The 17,344-nt window shown below is 66.9% G+C and carries 18 protein-coding genes; 9 read left to right on the forward strand and 9 right to left on the reverse strand.

Translation table 11 applies throughout. From position 1 onward, the window contains the following. Positions 1-52: 52 nt before the first annotated feature. Positions 53-1,069, reverse strand: coding sequence for an adenosine kinase (locus WC597_RS01135; RefSeq protein ID WP_372691372.1), 1,017 nt, complete (start codon positions 1,067-1,069; stop codon positions 53-55). 92 nt (positions 1,070-1,161) lie between these two features. Here WC597_RS01135 and WC597_RS01140 point away from each other — a divergent pair, with 92 nt between their 5' ends. Next, entirely contained in the window at positions 1,162-2,034 is an 873-nt protein-coding gene (locus tag WC597_RS01140; protein WP_372691373.1) for a RimK family alpha-L-glutamate ligase, read from the forward strand. On the opposite strand, the gene WC597_RS01145 is transcribed toward WC597_RS01140, so the two are convergent. Next, the gene (locus tag WC597_RS01145; RefSeq protein ID WP_372691374.1) at positions 2,031-2,483 is read right to left on the reverse strand and encodes a chemotaxis protein CheW; all 453 of its coding nucleotides are present in this window, start codon (positions 2,481-2,483) and stop codon (positions 2,031-2,033) included. The genes WC597_RS01140 and WC597_RS01145 overlap by 4 nt on opposite strands. Continuing rightward, positions 2,483-3,976, reverse strand: a complete 1,494-nt coding sequence (locus WC597_RS01150) for a methyl-accepting chemotaxis protein (protein WP_372691375.1) — start codon at positions 3,974-3,976, stop codon at positions 2,483-2,485. The genes WC597_RS01145 and WC597_RS01150 overlap by 1 nt, the downstream gene beginning before the upstream one ends. A 230-nt stretch (positions 3,977-4,206) precedes the next feature. Between WC597_RS01150 and WC597_RS01155 the strand changes: the two genes are divergently transcribed. Next, positions 4,207-4,623, forward strand: a complete 417-nt coding sequence (locus tag WC597_RS01155; RefSeq protein ID WP_372691447.1) for a MarR family winged helix-turn-helix transcriptional regulator — start codon at positions 4,207-4,209, stop codon at positions 4,621-4,623. Here WC597_RS01155 and nth read toward each other — a convergent pair. Both nth and WC597_RS01165 read right to left on the reverse strand, forming a co-directional pair. Continuing rightward, on the reverse strand, positions 4,620-5,366 hold the full coding sequence (gene nth, locus WC597_RS01160; protein ID WP_372691376.1) for an endonuclease III: 747 nt from the start codon (positions 5,364-5,366) through the stop codon (positions 4,620-4,622). The two genes, WC597_RS01155 and nth, sit on opposite strands and share 4 nt — an antisense overlap. Then, positions 5,363-6,664 (reverse strand): flavin monoamine oxidase family protein, encoded by a 1,302-nt coding sequence (locus tag WC597_RS01165; protein WP_372691377.1) that lies wholly within the window; start codon positions 6,662-6,664, stop codon positions 5,363-5,365. Before WC597_RS01165 ends, nth begins: the two co-directional genes overlap by 4 nt. Before the next feature lie 134 nt (positions 6,665-6,798). On the opposite strand from WC597_RS01165, the gene WC597_RS01170 reads away from it, so the two are divergent. From WC597_RS01170 to WC597_RS01190, 5 genes are all read left to right on the forward strand, one after another. Further along, positions 6,799-7,881, forward strand: a complete 1,083-nt coding sequence (locus WC597_RS01170; RefSeq protein ID WP_372691378.1) for an HlyD family secretion protein — start codon at positions 6,799-6,801, stop codon at positions 7,879-7,881. Beyond that, positions 7,878-9,488: a DHA2 family efflux MFS transporter permease subunit gene (locus tag WC597_RS01175; RefSeq protein WP_372691379.1), complete on the forward strand. Its 1,611-nt coding sequence runs from the start codon at positions 7,878-7,880 to the stop codon at positions 9,486-9,488. Before WC597_RS01170 ends, WC597_RS01175 begins: the two co-directional genes overlap by 4 nt. After that, entirely contained in the window at positions 9,488-10,108 is a 621-nt protein-coding gene (locus WC597_RS01180; protein WP_372691380.1) for a TetR/AcrR family transcriptional regulator, read from the forward strand. Before WC597_RS01175 ends, WC597_RS01180 begins: the two co-directional genes overlap by 1 nt. A 49-nt stretch (positions 10,109-10,157) precedes the next feature. Further along, on the forward strand, positions 10,158-10,931 hold the full coding sequence (locus WC597_RS01185) for a creatininase family protein (protein ID WP_372691381.1): 774 nt from the start codon (positions 10,158-10,160) through the stop codon (positions 10,929-10,931). A 68-nt stretch (positions 10,932-10,999) separates the two neighbouring features. After that, positions 11,000-11,398 (forward strand): phasin family protein, encoded by a 399-nt coding sequence (locus tag WC597_RS01190; RefSeq protein ID WP_372691382.1) that lies wholly within the window; start codon positions 11,000-11,002, stop codon positions 11,396-11,398. A gap of 455 nt (positions 11,399-11,853) precedes the next feature. On the opposite strand, the gene WC597_RS01195 is transcribed toward WC597_RS01190, so the two are convergent. The 3 genes from WC597_RS01195 to ftsY all read right to left on the reverse strand — a co-directional run bounded on the left by WC597_RS01195 (position 11,854) and on the right by ftsY (position 14,158). Next, on the reverse strand, positions 11,854-12,468 hold the full coding sequence (locus tag WC597_RS01195) for a MarR family winged helix-turn-helix transcriptional regulator (protein ID WP_372691383.1): 615 nt from the start codon (positions 12,466-12,468) through the stop codon (positions 11,854-11,856). Between the two features lie 99 nt (positions 12,469-12,567). After that, positions 12,568-13,221: an inner membrane-spanning protein YciB gene (locus tag WC597_RS01200; protein WP_372691384.1), complete on the reverse strand. Its 654-nt coding sequence runs from the start codon at positions 13,219-13,221 to the stop codon at positions 12,568-12,570. Between the two features lies 1 nt (position 13,222). Next, positions 13,223-14,158, reverse strand: a complete 936-nt coding sequence (ftsY, locus tag WC597_RS01205; RefSeq protein ID WP_372691385.1) for a signal recognition particle-docking protein FtsY — start codon at positions 14,156-14,158, stop codon at positions 13,223-13,225. Between the two features lie 546 nt (positions 14,159-14,704). Between ftsY and WC597_RS01210 the strand changes: the two genes are divergently transcribed. Then, entirely contained in the window at positions 14,705-14,917 is a 213-nt protein-coding gene (locus WC597_RS01210) for a ParD-like family protein (protein WP_372691386.1), read from the forward strand. After that, the gene (gene map, locus WC597_RS01215; protein ID WP_372691387.1) at positions 14,914-15,681 is read left to right on the forward strand and encodes a type I methionyl aminopeptidase; all 768 of its coding nucleotides are present in this window, start codon (positions 14,914-14,916) and stop codon (positions 15,679-15,681) included. The genes WC597_RS01210 and map overlap by 4 nt, the downstream gene beginning before the upstream one ends. 165 nt (positions 15,682-15,846) lie before the next feature. Here map and pelA read toward each other — a convergent pair whose 3' ends face one another. After that, the gene (gene pelA / locus WC597_RS01220; protein WP_372691388.1) at positions 15,847-17,160 is read right to left on the reverse strand and encodes a pectate lyase; all 1,314 of its coding nucleotides are present in this window, start codon (positions 17,158-17,160) and stop codon (positions 15,847-15,849) included. Positions 17,161-17,344: the final 184 nt, after the last annotated feature.

Genomic DNA, 17,344 nt, shown 5'->3' on the forward strand with positions numbered 1-17,344 from the left:
CCCCCTCATCCGAGGCCTTCGGCCCCACCTTCTCCCCCAAGGGGAGAAGGGCTCAGATCTTCAACCCGTGCTCGGCGGCCAGATCGACCAGTTTCACCATCGGGCGCGGGCCCCAGTGGGCGATGACTTCTGAGGCGGCGAGAGAGCCCAGCTTGCCGGCCTCTTCCAGGGTCAGGCCGCGTGCGACGCCCAGCAGGAAGCCGGCGGCGTACTGGTCGCCGGCGCCGGTGGTGTCGATGACCTTGGCGATCGGATAGGCGGCGACGACGATGCGGTCCTCGCCCTTGATCACGACCGAGCCGTGCTCGCCGCGCGTGACAGCGGCGATCTCGACGATGGCGGCCAACTTCGCGGCGGCGGCGTCGAAGTCTTCGGTCTCGAACAGGGCGCCCAGCTCGGCCTCGTTGGCCAGGACGATGTCGGCGGACTGGGTGATGAAGTCCAGCAACTCCGCGCGCCAGCGGGCGACGACGAAGGTGTCGGACAGGGTGATGGCGACCTTGCGGCCCGCCTTGTGCGCGGCGGCGGCGGCGCGTTCGAAGGCGGCGCGGGCGGGCGCCGGGTCGAACAGATAGCCTTCCAGATAGACGATCTCGCTGGAGGCGATCAGGGCCTCGTCGATGTCGTCAGCGTACAGCTGGTTCGCGGCGCCCAGGAAGGTGGCCATTGTGCGCGCCCCGTCCGACAGGACGTTGATCAGGCAGCGGCCAGTGCCGAAGCCCTTGCCCGCCCCGCCCGTCAGGACCGGGGTGGCGAAGTGGACGCCGGCGGCGCGGATGTCGTGGCTGAACACCTCGCCCAGGGTGTCGTCCGCGACCTTGCCGATATAGGCCGCGCGCCCGCCGAACGAGCCGACGCCCGCCACGGTGTTGCCGGCCGAACCGCCCGAGGCCTCGACGCCCGGCGCCATGGCGTCATACAGGGCGGCGCTGCGTTCGGCGTCGACCAGCTGCATGGAGTTGGGGGCCAGGTCCTGGGCCGTCAGAAAGGCGGCGTCGCAGGGGCTGAGAACATCGACGATGGCGTTGCCGACGGCGCAGACATCATAGTGGGCGGTATTCTGGGTCATGGTCGCGCCTTAGCGGGTGAATGACCGCACGTCACCCGAAATCATATAAGGAAGCCCTTATATGCCGTGCGTCGCTTCGGTATGAGGATGGCATGACCCAGATCGCCATCCTGATCCCCGATCCGTCCGACCGCTCCTACATCGGCCGCTGGCCCGAGGTGCTGGAGCGACTGAAGGCGACGCTGGAAAGCACGGGCGCGACGGTTTCGCCAACGCCCTGGACAGATCATGTCGAGGACGCGTCGGGCCTCGCGGCCTACGACCTGATCCTGCCGGTCATCGCCTGGGGCTATCATCGCGATCATGGGCGTTGGCTGAAAGCGTGCGCCGCCTGGACCGAGGCGGGTCTGCCCGTCGCCAATCCGGCGCAGGTCCTGCGCTGGAACTCGGACAAGGCTTATCTGGCGCGACTGGCGGACAAGGGCGTGCCGATTCCGCCGACGCGGTGGACCGACGGCGTGACCCAAGGCGAGGTGGACGCCGCCTTCACCGAGACGGGCGCGCCGGTGCTGATCGTCAAGCCGACGGTGTCGGCCGGGGCGTTTCGCACCCTGCGGCTGACGCCCGGCCAGCCTCTGACCGAGGCGCCCGAGGGGGCGGCGATGATCCAGCCCTATCTGAAGTCCATCGAGACCGAGGGCGAGACCTCGCTGCTGTTCTTCGGCGGCCGGTTCAGCCATGCGGTCAACAAGCGCCCAGTGCCCGGCGACTTCCGCATCCAGATGCAGTTCGGCGGTCTCTATACGACCGTCACGCCGGACGCCGAGGCGATGGCCCTGGCGCATCAGGTGCTGGCGGCCATCGACGAGCCGCTGCTGTACGCCCGCATCGACCTGGCCCGCGATGAGGCCGGGGCCTGGGTCTTGATGGAGGCCGAACTGATCGAGCCGGACTTCTACCTGGACCACGACCCGGCGAACGGCGCCGGTTTCGCCCAGGCCGTGAAAGCGCTGCTGGAGCCTTAAGCCGCCTCGCGGATCGGGGGCAGCAGATTGTCCAGATCGAGCAGGCTGATCAGGTTGCTGTCGACGGCGAACACGCCCGAGACGACGCCAGGGCCCTGGGCCTCGCCCATATTCGGCGGATCCTGACGCGCCGCGTCGTCCAGTTGCATGATGTCCGACACGCCCTCGACCAGCAGGCCGACGGTGCGTTGGCCGCAGCGCACGACCACGATGGCGTGACGGGCGGACGGCTCGGTCGACGGCAGACCCAGACGCGAGGCCAGGTCGATGATCGGCAGCACGGTTCCGCGCAGATTGACCACGCCCTTCATATAGGCCGGCGCGCCGGGCAGCGGCGTGGTCGCCGTCCAGCCGCGGATTTCCAGCACCGAGGTGATGTCGATGCAGAAGGCCTGTTCGCCGACGCGAAAGCCGACCAGTTCACGCTGTCCGGGGGCGCGGTTAGGCATTAAAATTCCTCCCAGTCGGATTGGACCGCAGCGGCGCGACCGCCGCCGACGGCCATGCGCGCCCGAGCGGGCGCAGCCTGGGCGCGGGCGAAGCTCTCGATCCTAGCTTGGGCCTTTCGGATCGGCGTCGGAGCGGCAGCGACCTGGCTGATCTCGAACCGTCCGACCAGTTCAGCCAGTTCGGCGGCTTCGCGGCTCAGGCTCAGGCTGGCGGCCGTGGACTGTTCGACCATGGCGGCGTTCTGTTGGGTGACCTGATCCATCTGGTTTACGGCGGTGTTGACCTCGGCCAGGCCGACCGCCTGTTCCTGGGTCGAGGCGCGGATTTCGCTCATCAGGGTGGTGATTTCCTCGATCCGGCCGGCGATGCCGGTCAGGGCCTCGCCAGACTGCCGCACCAGAACCACGCCGTCCTTGACCTGGCTGCTGCTGGCCGAGATCAGCGTCTTGATCTCCTTGGCCGATTCCGCCGAGCGCTGGGCCAGAGCCCGGACTTCCGACGCCACGACCGCAAAACCGCGACCGGCCTCGCCCGCACGGGCGGCCTCGACCCCGGCGTTAAGAGCCAACAGGTTGGTCTGGAAGGCGATCTCGTCGATGACGCCGATGATCTGGCCGATTTCATTGGACGAGCGTTCGATCTCGCCCATGGCGGCGACGGCCTTCTGGACAACCACGCCACCGGTCTCGGCCTGGGTCCGGCCCTGCGTGACCACGACGTCCGCCGCCTGGGCGTTCTCGGCCGTCTTGCGGACGGTGGCGGTGATTTCATCTAGGGCGGCGGCGGTCTCTTCCAGACTGGCGGCCTGTTGTTCGGTGCGGCGCGACAGGTCTTCGGCCGCGCTGCTGATCTCGTGGGCGCCCGACTGCATCGATCCGGCGTTGACGCCGATCACGCCGACGGCCTCGTCCAACGCACCCATCGCCTGGTTGAAGTTCTCGCGCAGGACGGCGTATTCGCCGGGGAAGTCTTCCTCAATCCGATAGGACAGGTCGCCTTCAGCCATGGCCGACAGCCCGCGAGCCGTGCCTTCGACGACGGCGGCCTGAATCTGGGCGGCCTGACGTTCGGCCTCGGCGCGCCGTTCGCGCTCGTCCTCGACGGCGGTGACGTCCATGGCGAACTTCACGACCTTGTAGGGGCGGCCCTGAGGATCGAGAATGGGATTGTAGCTGGCCTCGATCACCACCCGACGCCCGCCCTTGCCGTAGCGGATGAACTTTTCGGCGACGAACTCGCCCGCGTTGAGCCGACGCCAGAACTCGGCATAGGCCGGTGTCTGGGCTTCTGCGGGATCCACGAACATTCGGTGGTGCCGACCGACGATCTCGCCGAGATCATAACCGACGACCGACAGGAAGTTGGGGTTCGCCTCCCGGACCGTGCCATCCAGGTCGAACTGAATGACCGCCTGAGAACGCTCGACCGCAGCCAACATGCTGCGCAGCTCCATCAGATTACTGTCGTATTTCGGTTTACTGAAAAATTGCATGGCTGGACCCCGCTGGATATTGTCCTTAAATGACACAATCTAGTTTAGGAGCGATGGCGGTATAGTTAGCACGCTAAGACTCAATCTAGACGATTATTATTGTCGCGTCATAAGCCTGGATCAGGACCAACACGCCGTAGACGGCCGATGAGGTTGCGTTGCCACATACCAGACCCATCTCGCCGGCTATTTCACGCGAGACACTGCAGCTGAAGGTCGCCATGCAGGTCATGTTGACCGCACGACGATGGAAATCTTGGGTTGCAGATATTTTTCGAGACGCCGGGCATACGGGCGCCCCGACCCTCGTGCTCTACTATCTCGTCGATCAGCCCAAGGGGCTTACGCTTTCGGAACTATCGAGCAGGATGGAGCTGTCCGGCGCCTCCCTGACCCGGCTGGTCCAGAGGCTGGAACGGGATGGCATGGTCAGTCGCCGTCGCATGATGGGCGACGGACGTTCCTGGCTCATCGCCATGGAACCGCCCGGACGCGTCGCTTTGGAAGCGTTCGAGGTCCATGCCGCCGCCATGCGTCAACGGGTGTTCGAAGGCATATCCGCAGACGACATGGCTGCCGCCCTAAGAGTGCTGGACGCCCTGGCGGACAAGCTGGCCCACGGCCCGGACGCGCCCGAACGATCCTAGCCCGCCTCGCCCAACGCCAGCAGACCGGCCCGCGAGGGGCACAGGTCGGCGATGAGGCACGACAGGCATTTGGGCTTCTTCGCCGTGCAGGTGTAGCGGCCGTGCAGGATCAGCCAGTGGTGCGCCTTGGGCAGCCACTCCTCCGGCACGACCTTGAACAACTGGGCCTCGACCTTGTCCGGCGTGTTTGCATTGGCCAGGCCCAGCCGGTGCGAGACGCGAAAGACATGGGTGTCCACCGCGATGGCCGCCTCGATCCCCAGTTCGTTCAGCACCACCGAGGCCGTCTTTCGCCCCACGCCGGGCAGGGCGTGAAGATCGGCGCGGTTCAGCGGGACTTCTCCGCCGTGCTGCTCCAGCACGATGCGGCTGAGCGCGATGACGTTTCGGGCCTTGCCGCGATAAAGGCCGATGGAGGCGATGTAGGGGACCAGCCCCTCTTCCCCCAGGGCCAGCATCTTCTCTGGCGTGTCCGCGACCTTGAACAGTCGATCGGTCGCCTTGTTGACCGAGACATCCGTGGCCTGGGCCGACAGGGCGACGGCGACGACCAGGGTGTAGGGATTGGAGAAGTTCAGCTCGGTCTTGGGGTCGGGCATGACGCCGGCAAGGCGTTCGAAGATGGTCTCGACCCGGTCTTCGTCGGGCGGCCAGCGCAGCACGGGAATGGACGCGCCGGTCATGATGGACGGGCGTTTGGCGGCAGGTTTCGTAGCCGGTTTCTTGGCCTTGGCGGGCTTCATTCCTCGCTGTCGCCGTCGTTGCGTCGCGGGTCAAGACCCAGGGCCGTCAGGGCCGCGTCCGCCGCCCGACGACCCTCCATCCATGCGCCGTGCGCCGTGCCGTAATAGACGGGCGCGGTGGCTTCGCCGGCCAGGAAGATGCGGTCCTCGACTGAGACACGCAGCTTCGCCCGGTCCGCCGCATGGCCCGGCAGGGCGTGGGAATAGGCGCCGCGCGACCAGGGATCGACGCCCCATCCGCTGACCGCGACCGCCTCCAGCCGTCTGCGCATGTCCGAACCCAGGGCCGCGACCAGTTCGGACAGGGCGAAGTCGAACAGGGCGGCCGGCCCTTGCGCCTCCAGCCCCCAGGCCAGGTCGGCGCCGAAATAGGCCTCGATCATCGGCCGCCCGAACGGCCGCAGGTGATAGCCGCCGGTCTCCGCCGTATCGGTTCGGGTCCAAAGCTGGGTGTCGGGTTGGAAATCGCCCGCGCCGCGCACCGTCATATGCACCTTGGACGCCAGGCCCAGCGGCACGCCCGCCGTCGCCTCCAGCAGGGCCGGAACGGGCGGGTCGATGCGGACGGTCTCGCTGGCGATCAGGCTGTTGGGCACGGTCAGGATCACGATCCGCGCGGTCAGTTCACCCCGGCTGGTCTCCAGCCGCAGCACGGGACCGGAGCGGTCGATCCGACGCACGGCGCAGTCCAGCACGACCATGTCAGACACAGCCTCGCCCAGCCGCGCGATCAGGCGACCATAGCCCTCGCGCACCCGCCAGTTCACGCCGGTGTCGCCATAGGCGTCGTAATCCAGGCTGGAGACCTCGGCGAAGCGTGCACCGTTCAGGGCGCCTGAGATGGCGTCCATCCTCGCGTTCCAGCGGTTGTCGGGATCAAAGAAGTCGGCGGCCGGCCGGTCCTCGCCCCGCGCGGCCGCCTCGGTGACGCGCTGATCGAAGGCGGCGAAGGCCTCGCCGAACGCGGCCTGATCCGCGCGGGTCATCTCGTGGTCGAAGGCCTGGGTGCGCCAGGGCGGCGGGGTCTGGTCCAGCGTCAGCCCCTCGGCCTCGACGCGGCCCGCCAGGACATTGTCGTCGGCCGAGTGCAGCCAGCCGCAGCCCATGTCCAGCCCCTCCCCCTCGGACCGAACCGTCCAGGCGCGCCCGCCGATGCGCTCGCGGGCTTCAAGGATCAGAAGGGACAAGTCCGGCCGCATCAGGCGACGCGCGGCGGCGATCCCGGCAGCGCCCGCGCCGATCACGACGACATCGACCTGTGACGGAAGGGGATTCGAGGCCTTGGGAAGATCGGTCATGCAGCGGGAAAGATACACGAAATCTCCCGCCGCCGTGGAAGCGTTCAAACATTCATGCGATTGGACATTGATTTTTGGACGTCGGGGTCCATTTTAGAGCCGCTTCAAAACGTCGCACCCTCCCCGGATGTCCCATGTCGCCTGAACTCAAGAAACGCCTGCCGCTGTTCGCGGCGGTCATGGTCGGCCTCGCCCTGATCGTGGGCGGCGTCTTCTGGTGGGTGAACGGCCAGCGATGGGAGAGCACCGACAACGCCTTCGTCAAGGCGGACACCACCCTGATCAGCCCGCAACTGTCCGGCCGCGTGACCGAGGTTCTGGTCGGCGACAATCAGAAGGTCGAGGCGGGTCAGATCCTGGTCAAGCTGGATGATGCCGACCAAAAGGCCGAACTGGCCCAGGCCGAGGCCAATCTGGCCGCCGCCATCGCCGCCGTCGGCCATGTCGACGCCCAGGCCGAGCAGGAACAGGCGACCATCGCCGCCCGCGCCGCCGCCGTGACCCAGGCCGACGCCCAGGCCGGTCTGGCCCGCGCCGAGGTCGATCGCTACGGCAAGCTGGCTGAACAGGGCTGGGTCTCGCAGCAGCGCATCCAGACCGAGCGCGCCTCTGCCGCCACCGCTTCGGCCGGGGTGCAGCAGGCCCAGGCCGCCCTGGTCGCCGAACAACGCACGGCGGGCGTGCTGGGCTCGACCCGTCAGCAGAGCGTCGCCGCCGTCGAACAGGCCCGCGCCGTCGTCGATCAGGCCCGCATCGCCCTGGAACGCACCGTCATCCGCGCGCCCGCCGCCGGCGTCGTCGGCGCCCGCAGCGTCCGCGCCGGCCAGTATGTCAACGCCGGTACCCAGTTGTTGTCCATCGTGCCCCTGACCCGGACCTATATCGTCGCCAACTTCAAGGAGACGCAGTTGGACAAGGTGCGTCTGGGCCAGACAGTCGAGATCTCGGCCGACGCCTTCCCCGGCCGCAAGATCGAGGGGCGCGTCGACAGCTTCGCTCCCGCCACCGGATCCGAGTTCGCCCTGATCCCGGTCGAGAACGCCACCGGCAACTTCACCAAGATCACCCAGCGCGTGCCCGTGCGGATCGTGGTCAGCGGCGCCGACCGGAGCCTGGCGCTGCGTCCCGGCCTGTCGGTGGACGTCAAGATCGACCTGAAGAGCCAGGGCGGTCAAAGCTTCGCTGAAGCCGCGACGACGGGAGCCGCAGGCCAGTGACCGCCGCCGTCCCCGCCGCAGCCGGCGGGGCCCCTGCCGCGCCCAAGGGCCCCGTCGCCGGCCATCCCGAGATCAACTGGACCATGCTGCTGCTCGGCTTCGCCGGGATGGTGGTTGGCCAGTTCATGGCCATTCTGGACATCCAGATCGTCGCCGCCTCCCTGCCCCAGATCCAGGCCGGGGTCGGCGCCTCGGCGGACGAGATCAGCTGGATCCAGACCGCCTATCTGATCCCCGAGGTGGTGATGATCCCGCTGTCGGGCTTCCTGTCGCGACTGTGGGGGACGCAGCGGCTGTTCTTGGCCTCCTGCGCCGGCTTCGTGCTGATGAGCATCGCCACGGGCCTGTCGTCGTCCATCGACACCATGATCCTGTTTCGGGCCATTCAGGGCTTCGTCGGCGGGGCCATGATCCCGACCGTCTTCGCCGTCGCCTTCACCGCCTTCCCACCGGACAAGCGGGTCACCGCCAGCGTGGTCATGGGCCTGATCGTCACCCTGGCCCCGACCGTCGGCCCGACCCTGGGCGGACACCTGACCGAGTGGCTGAGCTGGCGCTGGCTGTTCTTCATCAATGTGGGCCCAGGGCTGCTGGTGCTGTTCCTGGTCGGTCGCTACGGCAACTTCGACAAGGGCGATCCGTCCCTGGCCAAGGGGTTCGACTGGTGGGGCCTGGGCTTCATGGCCGCCTTCCTGATGTCGATGCAGTTCGTGCTGGAGGAAGGAGCCAAGAACGACTGGTTCGACGACACCCACATCCTGCTGCTGGCGGTGGTCGCGGCGGTGGCCGGGCCGGTCTTCATCTGGCGATCCCTGACCTATCGCCAGCCGATCGTTGAGCTGCGCGCCTTCGGCAACCGCAACTTCCTGGTCGGTTTCATCATGACCTTCATCGTCGGTTTCGCCCTGTTCGGCGGCACCTTCCTGTTGCCGTTGTTCCTGGGTCGGGTGCTGCACTATTCCTCGTCAGAGGTCGGCACCACCATGGTCGTGTCGGGTCTGGCCATGTTCGCCACCGCCCCGTTCGCCGGGCGACTGGTGCGCAAGATGGATGCGCGCATCCTGATGTTCGGCGGATTCATGCTGTGCGCCTGGGGCATGTGGGAAGCCCGCGTGGTCATCCAGAACTGGGGCTTTTGGGAGTTCGCCTCGATCCAGGCCTTCCGAGGCGTGGGCGTGATGCTGGCCATGATCGCCTCGCAACAGGTGACGATGGCGACCCTGCCGCCGCACATGGTCAAGAACGCCTCGGGCCTGGTCAATCTGGCGCGCAACGTCGGGGGCGCCTTCGGCCTGGCGATCCTGAACACCAGCCTGACCACCAACACCGCCCTGCACATGGCCGAACTGACCAGCGCGATCAGTGAAGGGGACCAGGCGATGCGGCAGATGCTGGCGGGAATGGCGTTGCGGTTCTCCGGCTCCATCGACCCGGCCGTTTCGGCGATGAAGGCCGTCTATGGCATTCTGCAACGGCAGGCGACGACGATGGCGTTCGGCGACGCCTTCGCCCTGTTGGGCATCCTGTGCGCCGGCGCGGCCTTCGTCACCCTGGCGGCCCAGCCGGTGAAGGCCCAGGCGGGCGCGCCGCCCTCGGACGTTCACTGATGGCGCGCCGTCGCGGGCAGGTGGACGAAAGAAAGAGCGAGGCGATCCTGGACGCCGCCGCGACCCTGTTCGCCGACAAGGGGTTGCAGGCCAAGATGGACGAGATCGCCAAACTGGCCGGCGTGTCCAAACAGACGGTCTACAACCGCTTCGCCTCCAAGCTGGAGATCGCCCAGGCCCTGGCGTCGAAGCGGGTGGAGGACATCATCGCCCCGTTGCGCGGGACCGGCGATCCGCAGACGGTGCTGGAGACCCTGGCCCTGACCCTGCTGAATCGGGTGTGCAGCGCAGACAAGGTCGGCTCGATGCGCGGCGTGGCCCTGGTGTCGGTTGAGGCGCCCGAGATCGCACACGCCATCTATGAGGCCGGGCCGCGTCGCAGCCTGAAGGAAGTGACTTTGTGGCTGGCGGAACAGACGCGGTTGGGACGGCTGGACGTCGCCGATCCCGAGGAGGCGGCCGAGATGTTCTCCGGACTGGTCCTGGGCCACGGCCATCTGCGCGCCATGCTGGATGTGCCGCAACTGGCGCCCGAGAAGCGCGCGGCGCGGGCGAAGGAGGCGGCGCGCATCTTCGTCGTCGCCCATGCTCCACGTCCGTCCGTGGCGAAGACTTCTTGACCCCGCCGCGTTAGAAGCGCTGGTGTTTTCCTAGCCTGAGAGTGTCGCCATGCTGATCCATCTGTCGTCCTGGCCCGAGATCGACGCCCGGCTGAACGACGGCGGTCCCCTGTCGAAGACGGTGATCGTGCCCATCGGCTCCAACGAGCAGCATGGACCGACGGGCCTGCTGGGCACCGACTGGATGTGCCCCGAGATCATCGCCCATGCGGCCGAGATGACCGACGCCAACCTGATCGTGGCCCCGACCTTCAACATCGGCATGGCCCAGCACCATCTGGCCTTCGCCGGCACCATCAGCTTGCGGCCCTCGACCTTCATGGCCGCGATCACGGACTGGGTGTCGTCGCTGAGCCGGCACGGGTTCGAGCGGATCTATTTCCTGAACGGTCACGGCGGCAACGTCGCCACCATCGAGGCGACGATCTCCGAAATCTACGCCGAGTGGAGCTTCGTGGAGGACGCACCGCCGTTCATTCTTAAGCTGAAGAACTGGTGGGATCTGCCGGGCGTGCACGGCCTGTGCAACCGCCTGTTCCCCACCGGCCATGGGATGCACGCCACCCCGTCCGAGATCGCGGTGACGCAGGCCGCCTATCCCGACCGGATAAAGACGGCTGAGTATTCACCCCAGATCGCGCCCAACGGACCGATCCGCGACGCCCTGGACTATCGCGCCCGCTTCCCCGACGGCCGTATCGGCTCGGACCCGGCCCAGGCCAGTCCCGAGAAGGGCCAGCAGATCATCGACGCGGCGATCCCCGCCCTGTTGAGCGATATCGCGGCCTTCGCCGCAGAGACTGAAGCCGGAGGTCCTCACTGACCCGCAAGACCCCCACCGCCGCCAACGCAGCCGTCGTCGGCGCCGAGATCCTGGCCGCCTCGGCCGAGGTGATCGCAGCCCGCACCGGTCTGATGGCGCAGGGCCTGACCAGCGCCAAGGGGCAGGACTTCAAGGAAATGTCTCTGATGAGCTCGGAGAAGGCCGAGGCCCTGTCCGCCTCGGCCGGCGCCGTGACCGCCAGCGCCGGGGCCATCGGCCAGCGGCTGGGGCGGGCGGCGATGGACGAGGGCGCGCACGCGCTGCGGGCGGCGGCGGCCGTCACCCAGGCCCGCACCCCGGCCCAGGCGGCCGAGGCCCAGTTCAGCTATGCCATGGGCTGGTGGAGCCGGGCGGCGGCTCAGGCCATGACCCTGAACGGCGAACTGATGAAGGCCCAGGTCGAGGCCATGGCGCCCATCCACAAGACGGCGACGGCCAACGCGAAGCGGCTGCGCAAGAAGAGCTAGCGCCTGCAGGCAAAACGAAGCGCGGGCGCCGCAAGCGGACATGCCTATGGTCTGAAAAGGGTGGAAGGCGGACTTTAGGCCGACTGGCCCGTGAACCACGGTGTGGCTACGATGAACCGTTCCGCGTGAGCAGGAGTTTGGAACGGTCCCACCATCTGACCCGAATGTCGCTCCGCAAACTTCGTCCCCTCGACCCACTCACTTTCGAGAAGGTAGGTCTGGCCGTTCGAAAACTCTCTAACGGCGGCTGCGCGTTTTCCATCCTCACTATAGAGGACGGACACGGTCCGAAATTCGGTCCCATCCAGTGCGGCCTTACCGTTCCGTCTAAACAGCCGCTTCCACCACGTCATCGGCCAAATCCTCACGCTGGCGAAACCGTATCAGATGCAATGGCCCGCCTAAAGCGGACCCTGCTCATCACTGCGAGGAAGGCCCGGATGAAGCGGCCAGTCTCAGGCCGTTTCGACGACCTTGAGCTTGGGCTTCTTGACCTTGGCGGGTTTGGCCGGGCGGTCGGCCTTCTTGGCGGCTTTCTCGGCCTTTTTGGCTTCCTTCTCGACCGCCTTCAGCGCCTTCTTGGCGGCCTTGGCTTCGGCCTTGGCGGCGTCGGGGGCGGCGTCGGCGGCGGCGGCCAGCTCGGCCAGTTGCGCCAGGAAGGTTTCGCGTTGGCCCTTGGGCAGCAGGGCCATGATCCGCTTGTCGGCGGCCTCGACCAGCGGGCGGGCGGCCTCCAGCCGGGCGGCCCCTTCCGTGGACAGACGAACCGCCTTGGCGCGGGCGTCCAGAGTCGAACGCTCCCGCTCCAGCAGGCCCTTGGCCGTCATGCGGGTGACCAGGTCGGCCAGGGTCGAGCGGTCGATGCCGGTCATGCGGACCAGTTCGGTCTGGGTCAGACCGGCCTTGATCGACACCGCCTCCAGCACCGCGAACTGGCGTTGGGTCAGGCCGTCGGCGCCGGTCTCTTCGGCATAGATGTCGAGCGCCAGTTGCAGCGCGCGGTGCATCAGGTGGCTGGGCGAGGTCGCCAACGGCCCGACCTTCCTTGCCGCTTTTCCAGCCTTCACCATCGCACCGCTCCCCTTAAGTTTCGTCCGAACACGTATCAGCTATGCTTTACGATTTGACGGGAAAAGCGCGTCGGTTCCGTGACAGTTCCGCCGTCGGACCTAAAGCCCGGGATCGGGCGAGATCGGGCCCGGCTCCTCGTCCTTGATCATGTTGCGCATGATCAGCGGCACCTGGGACAGGCCGAACACCGAAGCGGCGATCCACAGCACGCCCCGGAACCCGGTCCAGACGTCGTTGGGATTGGGCGTGTCGCGGCCCATGGCGTGCCAGAGGGCGGTCACGGCCTGCGGGCTGCGGAACACCTCGTTCAGGATGGCGACCGTCAGGAAATAGAGGCCGTAACGCAGGGTCAGGGTGCGCCAGGCGGCGTCGTTGACCTTGATCGCCGAACCCAGCAGGGCCTTGAACGGATATTTCTTCAGCGGGATCGAACCCAGCAGCACCGCCGCCAAGAGGCCATTCTGGACCGTCAGCTTCAGTTTGATGAACAGGTCGTCGTGGGTGAAGATCGTCAGCAGACCGAACACCAGGGCGAACAGGCCGGTGATCAGCGGCAGGGGCGCAAACCGCCGCTCGATGGCGAAGCCGACCGCCAGAGCCACGGCCGAGGCGCCGACCAGCACCCAGGTCGCCAGGATCATGTCGCGGGTGACGAAATAGCTGATCATGAAGGCGGCCAGGGCGCCGAAGTCGACGACCTGGCGGATCCACTGGCGGTTCTTCTTTTCGGGGGTCGGGGCGGCGTCAGTCATCTCAGTCTTCCAGTCCCACCAGCGAGCGGGAGAAGGCGCGGGCGTCGAACGGTTGCAGGTCATCGACCCCCTCGCCCACGCCGATCAGCATCAGGGGGGCGTCGGACGCCTGGGCCACCGGCACAAGAACCCCGCCCCGCGCCGTGCCGTCCAGCTTGGTCATGACGATGCCGGTGACGAAGGCGGTGCGGCCGAAGATCTGTTCTTGGGCCAGGGCGTTCCTGCCCACCGTGGCGTCCAGCACCAGAAGCGTGTCGTGCGGTGCCTCGGGATCGATCTTCTTCAGCACCCGCACGATCTTGAGCAGTTCGTCCATCAGGGCGGACTTGTTCTGCAGCCGGCCGGCGGTATCGATCAGGACCACGTCGAAGCCCTCGGCCTTGGCCTTGGTATAGGCGTCGAAGGCCAGGCCGGCGGCGTCGGCGCCGTCGCGGCGGCTCTCGAAATGGGCGCCGGCGCGTTCGGACCAGACCTTGAGCTGTTCGCGGGCGGCGGCGCGGAAGGTGTCGCCGGCGACGATCATCACCTTGGCGCCCTTTGCCGTCAGATCGGCGGCGATCTTGCCCAGGGTCGTGGTCTTGCCCGAGCCGTTCACCCCGACGAACAGGACGACATAGGGTTTGGGGCCGTTCAGCGGATCGAAGGTCGCCTGGCGCGGCGCCAGTTCGGCGGCGACGGCCTCGGCCAGCGCCTCCTTGACCTCATGCTCCTGGGCGTCCTTGCCGAACTTCAGGCTGCGGAAGCGTTCGACGATGCGGGCCGACGCGGCCGGGCCGAGATCGCTTTCCAGCAGATGCTCTTCCAGCTGCTCCAGCGAGGCCTCGGACAGGGGCTCCTTGACGAAGGTGGCGACGACCTGATCGGTCATCTGTTTGGAGGAGCGCGAGAGCCCAGCGGACAGGCGCTGGAACCAGCCCTTTTTCGGCGTGTCGGTCATGGGATGGCTTTAGCGGGGGCGAAGGCGAACGTCATCCGCATTCGCGAGCGAGGTGAAGGGCGGTTCGAGACGGTGGGAGCGAAAAACACCGTCTAATTGGTCTAATTCGTCTGAAATCGGGGGCTCCTCCTCAACGTGAGTGCGGTCGTGAGGATTATAGGCGTGGTGGAAACAGGGGATGGTGGAAGGCGTCAAGAAATCGGTAGTCCGTTGAAATCATTGATTTCAGACCAGCGTCATTGCGATGGCTGAGGCGCTTTTTTCTTTCGTCATTCTCCGGCAAGCCGCGTCTCGCGGCGCAGACCGGGGAACCCCTCGTCATCCTCCGGCCAAGCGAAGCTTGGACCGGGGGAGGCGCCGAAGGCGATGCGTCCAACGCACGGACGCTGGAAGATCGAGTCCGCGACAGGTTTGCGCTCACGCGCGCCGCTGGGTCCCCCGGTCGCTTCGCGCCGGAGGATGACGAAAGGGAGGGCGTGCTTTCTTGCGTCCCCAACTGACGTTGCATATACACTGCACATACGTTTCATATATCGCGAGACCGAGATGGGCATCGTCAACATCGAGGACGAACTGCACGAGCAGCTGCGTCGGGCCGCGAAGGCGTCCTATCGCTCCATCAACGCCCAGGCGGCGTTCTGGATCAGGATCGGTATGCTGTGCGAGACCCATCCGGGCGTGACGTTTCAGGAACTGGTGGCGCGCGAGCTGAGGGCGGCGGGCGTAGATTCACCAGTGCTGACGGACGCCGCCGCGTGATCAAGACACCGGCCGAGATCGAACTGATGGCGCAGTCCGGGCGGCTGCTGGCCTCGGTCTTCACCCATCTGGACGCGATGACGCTGGAGGGGCTGAGCACGCTGGAGATCAACGACCGGGTCGAGGCCTTTATCGTCGATGAGCTGAAGGCGCGGCCGGCCAGCAAGGGCCAATACGGCTATGGCTTCGTGCTGAACAGTTCGATCAATCAGGTCGTCTGCCACGGCGTCCCGACAGCGAGCGAAATCCTGAAGGACGGCGACATCGTCAATCTGGACATCACCCTGGAGAAGGACGGCTTCATCGCCGATTCTTCCAAGACCTATCTGATCGGATCAGTCGGACCGCAGGCGCGCCGCCTGGTCCGCACCACCTATGAGGCGATGTGGAAGGGCATCCAGGCCGTGCGGCCGGGCGCCAAGCTGGGCGACATCGGTTTCGCCATCGAGAAACACGCCAGGAAGGCCGGCTATTCGGTGGTGCGCGACTATTGCGGTCACGGCATCGGGCGCGAGATGCACGAGGATCCGCAGGTGCTGCATTTCGGCAAGGCGGGGACCGGCACGACCCTGCGTGAGGGCATGACCTTCACCATCGAGCCGATGCTGAACCAGGGCGTCCGCACGGTCCACACCGAGGACGACGGCTGGACCGTGGTCACCGACGACGGAAAACTGTCGGCCCAGTTCGAACACACGGTTGCGGTGACCAGGGACGGGGTGCGGGTGTTGACCCTGCGGCCGGACGAGAAGCAGGCGGGGTAAAGCGTGTTCTCAAGTCTCCTCCCTGCGAAGCGGGGAGGTGGCGCGGCGCTTCTCAGCGCGGTGACGGAGGGGGTCTTCGCCGCATCACTGGCGTCTGTGGGACTTCAAGAGCCCCTCCACCGCTTCGCGGTCCCCCTCCCCATTGCATGGGGAGGAGACGTGCATTTATCGCGCCGCCGACCAGGCCGCATAGGCGTCCAGCGCCGTCTGGGGCTGGGCGAGCCACCAGGAATAGCCGTTGCGGCGGCCGACGGAGATGCCGTTGACGTCGTCGTGGATGGTCTGGTCCTTGTCGCCGAAGATCGGGCGGCCGGTGACCAGGTCGTAGTTGCGCGACCAGATCGGGCCGGCGCCCGGCTTGTCGATCAGCTTGCGGCCGTCGTCGGTCATCTCGAACGACTTGTCGTAGGTGCGGTTCGCCTCCAGCCAGGCGACGCCGCCTCGGATGGCGGCCTGGACCTGGGGCGACGGATCGGCTTCGCCCATCAGGAACAGCAGGATGTCGGTGGTCTCGCCGCTGGCGATGGAGCGGGGTTCGTAGTTGCGGGCGCTGGTCGGGACCAGGCGCATCGGCTCGACCTGTTGCGGCCAGCCCAGCAGGCGGTCTCCCCCACTCTCGTCTTTTTGCCTGACTTGGGCGGCCAGGGTCACGTCGATGGCCTTCCTGGTCGCCTCGCCGGCGCGAACCTTCAGTTCGGCGGGGACGAAGTCGAAGCCTTCCGCACCCTTTGACACGTCGCGCAGGATCATGGCCGCCTCGGCCACGGCATTGTCGTTGAAGGTGATGGAGTCGTGGAAGCCGCCTTCCAACGGCCAGATCTGGGGCCAGCCGCCATTCGGATACTGGGCGTTCAGCAGATAATGGACACCCTTGATCACGCTGGCGCGCCAGGCGTCGCCCTGACGGCCGGGCGAGCGGGCCGCGACCTTGGCCAGATAGCGCATCTCGGTCCAGGTCGAGTTGTTGTCCAGGGTGCCGACGAAGGTCCAGAACCGGTCGGCGGGCGCGTCGAAGTTGGCCGGGTTCTGCTCCATCGTCTCGGCGTCGTTGGAGAAGCGCTGGCCCGGCAGGCGGGCGAGGCTGCGGTCCTGGTTCTTGCTCCAGCCCCCGGCGGGGGTCTGGAAGGTGACGATGGCGTCGGCGACGGCGCGAGCTTCCGCCGAACCATACCAGGCGGCGGGGCGATCCAGCGGCATGTGCGAACTGTTGCCGCGAATGGCCAGGGGCGGAGGCGGTGGGGTCGCACCGGCCGGCAGTTCGGCGGCAAGAGCCGCGCGATCCGCCAGATGCTGGGCCTGCGACCGCGCCAGATAGTCGGCCCAGGCGCCGCGCTCCACATCCGGCAGGGCGCCGATCCGGTCGATGGTAAGGCCCACCGCCGGGGTGTTGGCGCGAATGACCTCGGCCTGGGCCGCACCGACGGCGAGACCGGCGGCCAGAACGAGGGTCAGGACCGAGGCGGCGAGGGCGTGTCTCATGGTGCATTTCCTGGATGTGGTCCGGCTTCTGCGCCAGTCCCATTATTTGCCACATACTCTACATATTGAAACCAGACACGCAAGGCGGCGATGGCGGGTTTGATCGAACCTCCATTCGGCCTCCATGATCGCCCCGGTCGAGCGAGGGATTCTCGCCCTTCACCTTTCCGGCCTATATGAAGGG

The sequence above is a fragment of the Brevundimonas sp. genome (genome assembly GCF_041648115.1).
GTDB lineage: Bacteria > Pseudomonadota > Alphaproteobacteria > Caulobacterales > Caulobacteraceae > Brevundimonas.